This window comes from Delftia sp. ZNC0008 (genome assembly GCF_000799035.1).
Lineage (GTDB): Bacteria > Pseudomonadota > Gammaproteobacteria > Burkholderiales > Burkholderiaceae_C > Comamonas > Comamonas tsuruhatensis.
The window spans coordinates 1-11,137 of record NZ_JTKZ01000541.1; the positions used below are offsets into that span (position 1 = coordinate 1).

At 61.9% G+C, this 11,137-nt stretch carries 8 protein-coding genes and 1 tRNA gene; 7 read left to right on the plus strand and 2 right to left on the minus strand.

The features are described 5' to 3' along the window. The 5 genes from L995_RS18060 to L995_RS18080 all read left to right on the plus strand — a co-directional run. A partial coding sequence (locus L995_RS18060; RefSeq protein ID WP_047472866.1) for a translocation/assembly module TamB domain-containing protein occupies nucleotides 1-2,125 on the plus strand: 2,125 nt, incomplete at its 5' end. A gap of 77 nt (nucleotides 2,126-2,202) precedes the next feature. After that, nucleotides 2,203-2,277: transfer RNA gene (locus tag L995_RS18065), tRNA-Arg, on the plus strand. Nucleotides 2,278-2,876: 599 nt separating this feature from the next. Next, on the plus strand, nucleotides 2,877-4,949 hold the full coding sequence (locus tag L995_RS33890; RefSeq protein ID WP_231574462.1) for an IPTL-CTERM sorting domain-containing protein: 2,073 nt from the start codon (nucleotides 2,877-2,879) through the stop codon (nucleotides 4,947-4,949). A 286-nt stretch (nucleotides 4,950-5,235) separates the two neighbouring features. After that, nucleotides 5,236-6,777 carry a tyrosinase family protein gene (locus tag L995_RS18075; protein ID WP_231574463.1) on the plus strand — a complete coding sequence of 514 codons (1,542 nt, stop codon included), beginning with the start codon at nucleotides 5,236-5,238 and terminating at the stop codon, nucleotides 6,775-6,777. Nucleotides 6,778-6,786: 9 nt separating this feature from the next. Further along, nucleotides 6,787-7,545 carry a copper chaperone gene (locus L995_RS18080; RefSeq protein WP_047472867.1) on the plus strand — a complete coding sequence of 253 codons (759 nt, stop codon included), beginning with the start codon at nucleotides 6,787-6,789 and terminating at the stop codon, nucleotides 7,543-7,545. 19 nt (nucleotides 7,546-7,564) lie between these two features. On the opposite strand, the gene L995_RS18085 is transcribed toward L995_RS18080, so the two are convergent. Continuing rightward, the gene (locus tag L995_RS18085) at nucleotides 7,565-8,017 is read right to left on the minus strand and encodes a helix-turn-helix domain-containing protein (protein WP_231574464.1); all 453 of its coding nucleotides are present in this window, start codon (nucleotides 8,015-8,017) and stop codon (nucleotides 7,565-7,567) included. Nucleotides 8,018-8,239: 222 nt separating this feature from the next. Here L995_RS18085 and L995_RS18090 point away from each other — a divergent pair, with 222 nt between their 5' ends. Beyond that, nucleotides 8,240-8,899 carry a hypothetical protein gene (locus L995_RS18090; protein ID WP_047472869.1) on the plus strand — a complete coding sequence of 220 codons (660 nt, stop codon included), beginning with the start codon at nucleotides 8,240-8,242 and terminating at the stop codon, nucleotides 8,897-8,899. A gap of 407 nt (nucleotides 8,900-9,306) precedes the next feature. Here the strand turns inward: L995_RS18090 and L995_RS33235 are convergent, their stop codons facing one another. Beyond that, entirely contained in the window at nucleotides 9,307-9,945 is a 639-nt protein-coding gene (locus tag L995_RS33235) for a hypothetical protein (RefSeq protein ID WP_156136094.1), read from the minus strand. 682 nt (nucleotides 9,946-10,627) lie between these two features. Between L995_RS33235 and yfcF the strand changes: the two genes are divergently transcribed. Next, nucleotides 10,628-11,137 (plus strand): glutathione transferase (gene yfcF / locus L995_RS18100; protein WP_231574465.1); only part of this gene is annotated, 510 nt, incomplete at its 3' end.

Here is an 11,137-nt window from a genome sequence, read left to right on the forward strand (position 1 = left end):
CCGCGTCGACAAGCTGCAGGCCCGGCTGAGTCCGGGCCAGGACCTGCCCGGCCCATGGCAGCTGCAACTGGCAGGCAACCAGCCCGTACGGATCGCCCAGCGCACCACGGGCCGCACCGTGCTGTCCACCGCCTTCACGGCATCGGCCGGCAGCCTGCAGGTCACGCCGCCCACCCTGCCCCAGCGCCGCACCAATGCCCAAGCGCCCCAGCCCGTGCTGCTGGCCTGGGATGACACCCGCGCCACCCAGGGCAGCGACGGCCGCTGGGCCCTGCGCAGCACCGGCCGCGCCCAGGCATTGCCGCTGGCCTGGGTCGATGCCCTGTCCATGGCCGAGGAGCCCCCGCTGGCCGCCATGGGCCTGAGCGGCGACCTGAGCTTCAACGCCCGCTGGGACATCGACACGACGGGCCCCGCGCTCAAGGCCGAACTGCTGGTCGAGCGTGCAGCCGGCGACCTGCGCCTGGCCGTGGAAGACGGCTCGGGCACCACCGTCATCCACACCACGGGGCCGCGCTCCAGCAAGCCCGGCGAAGTGCGCACCCGTACCGTGCGCGGCGCCGGCATGCGCGCCCACATCAAGCAGGCCCGCCTGAGCGTGCGCGCCCAGGGCGACGACGTGCAGGCCAAGCTCGACTGGGACAGCGAACGCGCCGGCACCCTGACCGCGCAGCTGGGCACGCGCCTGGCCCAGCAGGACGGCACCTGGACCTGGCCCGAGAAGGCCCCTCTGTCCGGCCAGATAGACGCCCGCATGCCCGACATCGGCATCTGGGCGCTGTTCGCCCCGCCCGGCTGGCGCGTCACCGGCTCGCTGCAGGCCAAGGCCGAGATCAGCGGCGACCGCCAGAACCCGCAGTGGCAGGGCAATCTCTCGGCCGACGGCCTGAGCATCCTGTCCGCGCTGGACGGCATCGACCTGCAAAACGGCGTGCTGCGTGCGCGCCTGCAAGGCAACCGCCTGGACCTGACCGAGCTGCGCATGCAGGGCGGGCGCGGCAGCAATGCGCGCATCCTGGGCTACAGCGGCAACCTCACCACGGCACCGCGCGAAGGCGGCGAACTCACGGGCTCGGGCTTCGTGCGCTGGGACCCGCCCAACGCCGATGGCAGCAACTCCGGCCTGAGCATGGACCTGCGCGCCCAGGCCACCAGGCTGCAGGTGCTGGTGCGCGCGGACCGCCAGGTCAGCGTCTCGGGCGGCCTGCAGGCCAAGCTGGAGCAAGGGCAGTTCACGCTGCGCGGCGACCTCACCACCGACCGCGCCACCATCATCCTGCCCGAGGAATCCGCGCCCTCGCTGGACTCCGACGTGGTCGTGCACTCGGCCGCCTCGCGCAAGGCCGAGCAGGAAGCGGCGCGCAAGCAGCAGCAGGCCGACCGCAAGGCCCAGGCCCGCGCGGAAACCATCAAGCTGCCCGACATCCTCGTCAAGCTCGACCTGGGCCGCGACTTCGCGCTGCAGGGCTACGGCATCACCACCCGCCTGGAAGGCGCGCTGGAAGTGCAAGGCCCCACCGTGGCGGGCGGCCCGCCGCGCATTACCGGCGAGATCCGCACCGTGCAGGGCCGCTACCGCGCCTGGGGCCAGTCGCTGGACGTGGAGACCGGCCTCATCCGCTTCAACGGCCCCTACGCCAACCCCTCGCTGGACATCCTGGCGCTGCGCCCGAACATCGCCGTGCGCGCAGGCGTGCAGGTGCAGGGCACGGCCAACGCCCCGCGCGTGCGCCTGTACTCCGACCCCGAAATGCCCGATGCCGAAAAGCTCTCCTGGGTGGTCATGGGCCGCGACCCCGCCACGGGCGGCGCCGAAAGCGCCCTGCTCCAGCAGGCCGCGCTGTCCCTGCTCAGCGGCGGGCGCAACAACAGCGGCAAGATCGCCAGCAACCTGGGCCTGGACGAGATCGGCTTCAAGGGCCCGGGCGGCGAGGGCTCCACCGGCGCGGCCCTCACCCTGGGCAAGCGCCTGTCCAGCGACCTCTATGTCACCTACGAGCAAAGCCTCTCGGGCGCCATGGGCACGCTGTACATCTTCTACGACCTCTCGCGCCGCCTCACCCTGCGCGGCCAGACCGGGGAAACCAGCGCGCTGGACCTGATCTACACCGTGCGCAAGGACTGACGCCCCACCCCTGCGCAGCCGCCCTGCCGGCGCTGCGCGGGGCGGACCCGCCATGGGTTTACAATCGCCGTTTGCTCCTCTCCGTAGTTCAATGGATAGAACGGGCGCCTCCTAAGCGCCAGATACAGGTTCGATTCCTGTCGGAGGGACCATCAGATGGTTTTTGCATTAATCATTTGCGCGCACTGTAAATGGTCTGGTGACATACCGGGGACATGAATAGTGCAGAAACGACAAGAGCCCCTCGACACCGGATAGGGTGTTGAGGGGCTTTTTTGCATCGCACACCGTCATAGATCGCGATTCGCCCCGCTCCCGTTCGGGGCGATCGTCCAGAGCCAGTCCTGGTACGGAACTGATAGCACAGGCTGACGAGCTGCTGCAGCCTCGGCGCACCCATCAAGCACGCGGACTGAGTCGCTTGCGGTTTGGCATGAATTGGATGGAGCCTTTGCCCGACTGCCGCAGCATGGAGACTCAATGGCCGCAGGACCCTGCACCTGCAGCAAAAACACAACAACTGGGGGGGACTCTCTCCTACCCCAGCACCCCCTGATGACGCGCCTGGCAACGCGATCTGCTCAGACTTGCTCAGATTCAGAGTGTTTCTTTTTGTTCTAATTTGTAGCAAAAGTCTCACTATGAGACCAAGGCCCAAACCTCCGGTCTAAGCAGGTCTTCTTTCCAGCCTCCCCAATCCTCAAGGCGTGCATTGCAAGCTTTCAGGGGTTTTTCTCAAAGGTGTCCACACATGATTCAGCGCCGTTCTTTGCAGCACGTCCTCGCCGCCGCTTCGCTCTCACTCATTGCCTGTGCCGTAAGCGCCGCCGATTACGCCTATATTCCCAATTCAAACAGCAGAACAATTTCGGTCATCAATACCGCGACTGGAGAACTCGCCACCACATTAAGTCCAGCAAGCATGGACGCAACGTTAAATGCTAACATCTACACTCTTGCATTGCGACCAGGCGCCAACAATGAGTCATGGTTCGGGCAATACGGATCCAGCAACAAACTGGGAGTTATTGACACAACAAACAACTCCCTAAAAGCAGTTATCGCTAACACTGGGCGCTCTGTCTCCATCACCTTTTCTGCAAATGGCACCATCGCCTACGTCAGTGATTACGACAACCAAAAGCTGCATGTCATTGACGCCACCTCCAAACAGATAACGAACACCCTAAGTACCGGATGCTTGACAATCGCCTCTGCACTAAGCGCTGATGGCGCATCGCTTTATGTGCTGTGTGCAAACGCTGGTGAGATCAAAAAACTGGATACTGCCACCAACACGTTATCCACACTGGGAAACGTCTCAAATTCGGGATTTGGCTTGGCTTATGACCCGACAGGAGCCGGAAAACTATACACATCGAACAATAATGGCACCACGGTTGGCCTCCTCAATTTGGCAGATAACACGGTTACTCAGATCACAATAAGCGGCATTAATGGCACCGCCAGGGCAGTAGCAGTTCGAAAGAATGGCAGCAAACTATATGTTGGCGGAAACAACAATGTATTGCACGTCGTTGACACTGCCAACACTTCAACACAGAAAACGCTCACACTGAGCGGTGCGGTCTCAAGTATCACGGGCCTTGGTATCTCGGCAAACGATGCGGCGCTGTATGCTGTAACAGCGAATGGCACAGTCCATGTCATTGATGTCGCCACCGACACGGAAACCAAGACGATATCTGCCGCTGCCGGCGCCTCTTCTTCCTGGATCTGGGGTGACTTCCTTGGCAACGTCGCCGCCAGTGCCACGCCGGGCGGGCCCTCGGTGGCATCGATTGCCCCTCAGGGCACACCATCAGCCAGCGCCACAAGCATCAATTTCGCAGTGACCTTCAGCGAAGCGGTCAACGGAGTTGACGCCACAGATTTCGCGCTGACCACTACAGGCACCGCCACCGGCACGATGGGCACGCCATCCAGTGCCGACAACGGCATCACATGGACTGTACCCGTCACTGCCATCAGCGGCACGGGCAGCCTGCGCCTGGACCTCAACAGCAGCGGCACCGGCATCGAGAGCACCGCAGCAGCCAAGCCCATTGCAGGGGGCTTCGCGACAGGAACCGTGCACAACGTTGATGTACAGGTGCCAGTCGCTGGCGCTTGTGGCACGGCGGCGGGCCAAGCCACGGCACTGGCCCCTGCAGCGGGCCTGTGCAGCGCGGGCACGGCTACGGCGATCTCCAGCGCCAGTGGCAAATACACCTGGCAGTGCCAGGGCTTGAACGGTGGCAGCGCCAACAGCTGCGAAGCCCCCTGGTCCACCGCTGGAGGCAGCAAGGCAATGGTCGCACTGCAGACAGCCAACGGTTGGCAGGTGAGCAACGCCAGCTTCAGCACCACGCCACCCGCGACCGCTCCGCAAGGCGTGACTTTCCCCTCTGGACTGCTCTCGCTGAATCTCAGCAGCGGCAACCTGGGCAGCGATGCAACCGTCACCCTGAACTTCAGCACACCGGTGCCTGCAGGCGCGGTATACATGAAGTACGGCCCCAGCCCTGATGGTTTCAACTGCCAAGGCGCAGCATGTGCTCAACCACACTGGTACCAACTGCCTGCCAACCGTGCTGTGCTGGCATCGGACCGGCTGAGCGCCACGTTGACGCTGACCGACGGCGGGCTCGGCGACAACGACGGCATAGCCAACCAATCCATCCAGGATCCGGGAGGCTTTGCACTGCTGGCAGCACCCGCCAGCACTGCGGCGATTCCCACCCTGTCTGAATGGGGCATCATCGCGCTGTCGTCCCTTCTGGCCATGTTCGGCATCGCAAGAATGCGCCGCCGCCAGGGCTGAAAACAAAAGCCACCTTCGGGTGGCTTTTTTCATTTCACCGGCCGCGAAACGAGCAACCGGGCTTACCGCTCTCTGCCGTCCCTCAATGCATTTCCTTGATAGCTCCATGGCAAGAACCCAGAACCCGGCTCCAACACAAAAAATCGTCACCGTCAGCTGACTCAATGCTTACCATGGGTCAATACTGGAAATCATCAATTCAATCCCATTGAGATGAACGCAATGTGAATGCGATCTCAATATCAATTGAAATGCCCTACCCGACACAATAAAACAAAACAATTCCTTGCAAAATAAAATCCGCCTTCATACACTCCAGTCTCCAACTTTCATGGAGGAGATCGCAATGACTGGAATTCGTCGTGATGTCAATCAAGGTGGAACTGTCTGGAATGAAACGCTGATCTGGTATTCCAAGGCCGTGGGGCACCTTTACTCTCTTCCCATTACGGACAGGACCAGCTGGAGATATCTTGCCGCCATTCATGGCATCAACAAGAGCGGCTGGATCAGTGCCGGCGTGCTTTCGGCCAAGGACCCTTTGCCACCCACATCCGAAACCGAGGAGATGTGGGACCAATGCCAGCATGGCACCTGGTACTTTCTTCCCTGGCATCGCGGCTATCTCGCCGCATTCGAAGCGATTGTGGCGAAGACCGTCAAGGAGCTTGGCGGCCCTGCGGACTGGGCGCTTCCCTATTGGAACTACCTGAATTCCAGCAATCAGGCCGCACGCAACATACCCCAGGCTTTCCTGGAAGAGAAATTGCCGGATGGTTCTCCCAATTTCCTGGCCAAGGCCAGGCGCAATGGGTCAAAGCGCCTGGGACCAACGCCTGACATTCCCCGTGATATCACGCTGGGTTGCCAGGACTACCACCGCTTCACCAGCGCTCCCGGCACCTTGGAATACGGCGGTGGCATCACCGCCTTTTCCCATGACGGCAGCGACACTGGCGCCATTGAATCCAATCCGCACAATCTGGTTCACATCATGGTCGGCGGACTGCAGGAGCCCTATGGATTCATGTCAGACCCGGACTATGCCGCCCTGGACCCGATTTTCTGGGTGCACCATTGCAATGTGGACCGGCTTTGGGCAGCCTGGCTGACCCAGCCCGGCAACATCCAGGACAACAGCGCCGCCTGGAGCAACGGCCCTGCCGGCCGCGGCTTCGTCATGCCGGACACCGAAGGAATGCTGGCCTCCTATGATCCGGGTGAAACCCTGCCGGGCGGTGCGCTGGCCCCTGACTATGACAATCTGACCAGCGGCACGGGCGCCACCACGCTCACGGCCAGCACGGCAGGCCTCACACCGCAGGAGATCGACATGCCCGCAGAATTCTCGACGGTCCCGCCGCCCGCGCCGCGTGTACTGGGCTCCAATGCGGAGCGGGTCATCGTGGGCCGCACGCCGCGGCTGACCACCGTATCGATCGCGGACCCCGGTGCCGCAAAGGTCGAGTTGCTGCAGGCAGGCGCCGCGCTGCCGCGGCCACAGCGCTACTTTCTTCACCTGGAAGGCATTCGCGGCAATGCGCCCAGCGGCGTGCTGACGGTCTCCATCGGCTCGCCCGGGGCGGCAGCGCGGCATGCCGACACCGTCGCCCTGTTCGGATTGGCCAAGGCCTCGGCCAGCGACGGACCGCATGGAGGCAACGGACTGGGCGCCACCATCGACATCACCGATGCCACGCAGGCCATCCTGGACGCAGGCGGCAGTCTGGACCAGTTGAACGTGGCCATCGAACAGCCCGAAGCCGACCCCGGGCGCGAAATCACCGTGGACCGCGTGAGCGTGGTCGCACAGGACGCCACCCGCTAAGGCCCGCGTATGGACGCGCTGCTGAGAGACCTGCGGACCGCTCCCGCGCCAGCACTGATGGCCGTGTCGGGGGCAGGCTTCATCAGCCTGGCCATCAGCCCGCCTGCCGCGCCCGGCCTGTCGCTGTGCGGCTCGCTGTCCTCGATCACGCTGGCCGACCTGTCGCCGCTGGTGCTGGACGGGCACACGCTCGGCATCCTCGGTGTGGCATGGCTGGCCATGGTTCTGGCCATGATGCCGCTGCTGGCACTGCGGCAGGTGCGCCACGCCATGCGATCGAGCGTGGCCCGCCGGCGCCTGCTGGCGGCGGGCCTGCTGCTTGCGGGCTATGCGCTGGTGTGGATGGCAGCCGGCCTGGTTATGGTGCCGCTTGCCGCCCTCTTGCACGCAGCCGCGCATCCCGCGCTCATTCTTGCCTGCATTGCCGTGGCGGTCCTGTGGAGTTCATCGCCCGCAGGAACGCGCGCCCACAATGCCTGCCACAGGCTGTACCCCGTGGCCGCCAGCGGCCCCACGGCCAACCGGGACAGCCTGCAGCACGGACTGCGAACCGGCGTGGCATGCGCCACGGCATGCTGGCCGTGGATGCTGGCGCCCTTTGCCTTTCCCGCGGCCTGGCACCTGCCGGCCATGGCTGTTGCTGCCGTTTTGCTTTTTGTCGAGCGCACAGGCCCATCGCTGCGGCCCGCCTGGCGCCTGCCCTATGTCCTGCGGCGCCTTCTGCACGGCAAGCCGCGCACGTCGCTGGGCCGGGCGACAAGACACTGAACCCTGTGGAGGGTGAGCCTCACCCCCGCCCGGCCAGCTCCGCCACCCCTCGCACCAGCGCGCGCCCAGCGTCCGTCGCCTTGCCGTAATGCGCCAGCAGTGCCTGTACATCGGCGTCGGGCGCATGGGAGCGCAGGGACAGCAGCACGTAGCCGATATCGACGCCGGCAAGGTGCAATTGCTGCAGCGCCGTGGCGTCGGGGACGAGGGCGCCGGACTCGAATTGCTGCAGGACCTGTTTGGCTTGGCCGGCCTTGCGGGCGAGTTCGGCTTCGCTGAGGTTCAGGCGCCGGCGCTCCTGCTGCAGGCGGGCCGCGAGGGTGGGTTCGGGGCGCTCGTGCTGGATGGCGTTCGGGTCAAACAAACGTTGACCTGTCAGCAGGTAGGCGACGTCCACTCCCTGCTCGGCGACAGCCATGAGGTAACCCGCATCAGGCTTTCTGACGCCCTTCTCATAGTTGAGTTGGGACATCTTTGACACTCCCGCGATAGCGCCAAACGCCTCTTGGCTCAGGCCCAGCCTATTTCTTTCCTCCGTCAGGCGCGCAGAGAAGTCAAACATTTTTTATATAAACTATTGACGATCAAATTTTCGTTTGATAGCCTATGGAGCGTTGTCACTACAAGCGCCAAATACTACCTGACCCCTCAGGCGGCTCCTTTGCTGCGCCTGTACGTTGCTCGAAGGAGGTCCATGAAGCATGTCGCCGCAAAACCATCGCGCAAGAAACTCGCCAAGGCGGACCGCGCGCTGTTCCTGCAGGCCGCTGAAGCACTCACGCAGGCCGCGATGACCGACGAGAAGCACCGGCACAGCGGGGAGTCCGACCGCCTGCTGCGCATCGCCAGCGATGTGGCACGCCACGCGGCGCAGCCCGGCTCGACGTGCGATCTGCAGAACACGGCGTTTGACGTGGCCGCCTGCATCAATTCGGCGCGGCTGGTGCCCGGCGATGCGGAGTCAGGCCCACGCACCCGCCTGCTGGCAGTAGCGGCCCAGGCGCTGGCTCAGATATCAGAGACGCCGGTGGACGGGATCGTGTTTCCGCGCACCACGCTGTACGAATTGCAAGCGAGGCTGGACACCGGTGCAACGCCATCGCAGTGGCGCGAACTGGCCCGCGAGGCCAACTACGAGGTCCAGCAGTTGGCGCAGGTGCTGATGCAAATGGGCGACTACCAGAACACGGAGAGCCATATCGTGGCGCACGGCATGGCGGCACGCATCTCGCAGTTGTCGGAGATCGTTTACGTGGCGGCCGCCCTGCATGGCGAGCACCGTGATGAATGGGGTTCACAGACCTTTCGTGACGTGCGCGATGTCTTTGAAGGCGGCATGGGCCGCCCGGGGTGAACCGGGTGCGGATCCGCCCTGAACGACCACGTTCTCCAGCCGCAGCACGGCCTCGCGCACTTCGCCCAGCCGCGTGTCCTGCGCCTGCGAGGCCTGCCACGCCACACCGACCCACAAAGGCCTCGCCACGCGCAAGCCGCGTCTGCACATCGGCGTCGGGCGTGGCGGAGCGCAGAGACAACAGCACCTAGCCAATATCGACTCCAGCAAGGTGCAGTTGCTGCAACGCCGTGGCGTCAGGGACAAGGTCGCCGGACTCGGACTGCTTCAGGGTCCGTTGGTCCTGGCCGGCTTTGTGGGCCATTCGGTGAAGTTCAAGCGCTGGAACTCTTGGTACAGGCGGGAGGCGAGGGTTGGTTCGGGGCGCTCGTGCTGGACGGTAAATGAGTTCCTTATGCTATCTTTGCTTAATATTGAGGTGAATAACAGCAGCAATCATGCGCAATATCATTTTGCCAAACTGGATAGCTATCGGGATCCCTGAGACAGCACATAATTGCGCCACAACAGGTTCCATTAAGAGATTGGCAACGAATATCGCAGCAGCCATACGTTCCTGATGCACTCTGAGATTTCAGGACAATAGGACTTTCCAAGCTCAAATCGCAGGTTTTTCTAGGCATATTTTTCAAGTATCCCTCTTCGTCCTGGATGTCAGCTATGGTTACCTCCACCTGCATCTCGTCAGATGCTTCGTCAAGTCTGAAAAAGGCAGGAACTGATTTTTCCACAACTGCAAAAATATCGCGCTTGGACAACCAAGTTTCACCACCCTCTACACCAGAGTATAAAGTCGCAGATAAGCTATATTTCTTCAAATTATTCACTTGAATATTTTTTATCACATATTCTATAGCAACAATCATTCCTTCTTGACTGGATGTGAGCTTTATTGAATCACCCAAACCCACGACGGCACTCCTTTTAACCACCTCACCCTTGAAATGAGTGGATATTTTTACCTGCACGACCTCTTCATTCGCCAGGACGGTATCAGGAAAAATCGCACTCAATATTACAAAGAAAAAAACAAGTAAACTTTTCATAATTCTCCCCCAGAAAGATTAAGAACCATAGAAATATCGCCTATTGATTTAATACAGGCGAGTTGCTCAACTTGCGCCAAGCAGCCTTCGAGAGGGCACATGGTCCAATCAATTGAATCCTAAAACTCCAGCTTGGGAAAAGCTGAGAACTGGATAATCAAAAGCACCAAAAACCCAACTCCAAAGGTGGGCGGCATTGTTCTGGCGTGACCATCCGCCAAGAGCGGACCGGCGCAGCTGGAGTCAGCGTACGGCTACTGATTTTTAGGGGCTGGCCCAATGCTATAGGGAAACTCTATAGATGCAATAAATGCGTGCAAACAGGCTATCGATAGTTTAAGAATTTTCTTAGGAATCCTCTGCAAAAATCGACTTTTTCTGTGACAGCCAACTTCAGGCATGAACTATCTATCGTTGCAATCGCAACGACTTACAGGCGACTGGCTGTCTGGACAGTGTTGTGATGAATGGTGCGTAGCAGATCGTTTTTGATCTGTGCAGAGGACCCTTAACCTTCTGACCGATGCTGCCGATCCATGTACAGTGCCCACCGGTTGGCAAAGTTCATGGCGTGGGCCAGTCGGCGAGGCTGACTTGGACAATCGGAGTCACAAGGTGAGGCAGACTGCCTACTCGGGCCATAGGCCCCGAGTGCTCAGCTACCATCAGTGCCCCCATCCCCATGCAGTTTCCCCGAAAGGCCCTCATGCTGCTGTACGCCGATTCGCAATTCGCCTCTCCCTATGCCCTGTCCGTGTTCGTGTCGCTGAAGGTCAAGGGGATTGACTTCGAGCTGCGCACGCTGGACCTTTCGGCGGGACAGAACACCGGGGCGGACTATGTGGCCGCGTCACTGACGGCACGGGTGCCCACGCTGGTGGACGGCGATTTCAGCCTGTCGGAGTCTTCGGCGATTTGCGAGTACCTGCAGGACCGCTTTGGCGGCGCACCGCTCTACCCCCAGGATGCGCAGGCGCGCGCCCGTGTGCGCCAGGTCCAGGCCTGGCTGCGCAGCGATCTGATGGCCTTGCGCTCGGAGCGCAGCACCGAGGTGGTGTTCTACCGCCCCACGCCCACGCCGCTGTCGGATGCGGGCCAGGCGGCGGCGCGCAAGCTGTTTTCGGTGGCCGGTGCCTTCATCCGCGCGGAAGATGACCACATCGCCGGCCCATGGTCGATTGCCGATGTGGAT

Bases quoted from the DNA above. Each gene is read 5' to 3' on its own strand.
- L995_RS33890 (WP_231574462.1), top strand. From the start codon at position 2,877: ATGATTCAGCGCCGTTCTTTGCAGCACGTCCTCGCCGCCGCTTCGCTC.
- L995_RS18080 (WP_047472867.1), top strand. From the start codon at position 6,787: ATGGACGCGCTGCTGAGAGACCTGCGGACCGCTCCCGCGCCAGCACTG.
- L995_RS18085 (WP_231574464.1), bottom strand. From the start codon at position 8,017: ATGTCCCAACTCAACTATGAGAAGGGCGTCAGAAAGCCTGATGCGGGT.
- L995_RS18090 (WP_047472869.1), top strand. From the start codon at position 8,240: ATGAAGCATGTCGCCGCAAAACCATCGCGCAAGAAACTCGCCAAGGCG.
- L995_RS33235 (WP_156136094.1), bottom strand. From the start codon at position 9,945: ATGAAAAGTTTACTTGTTTTTTTCTTTGTAATATTGAGTGCGATTTTT.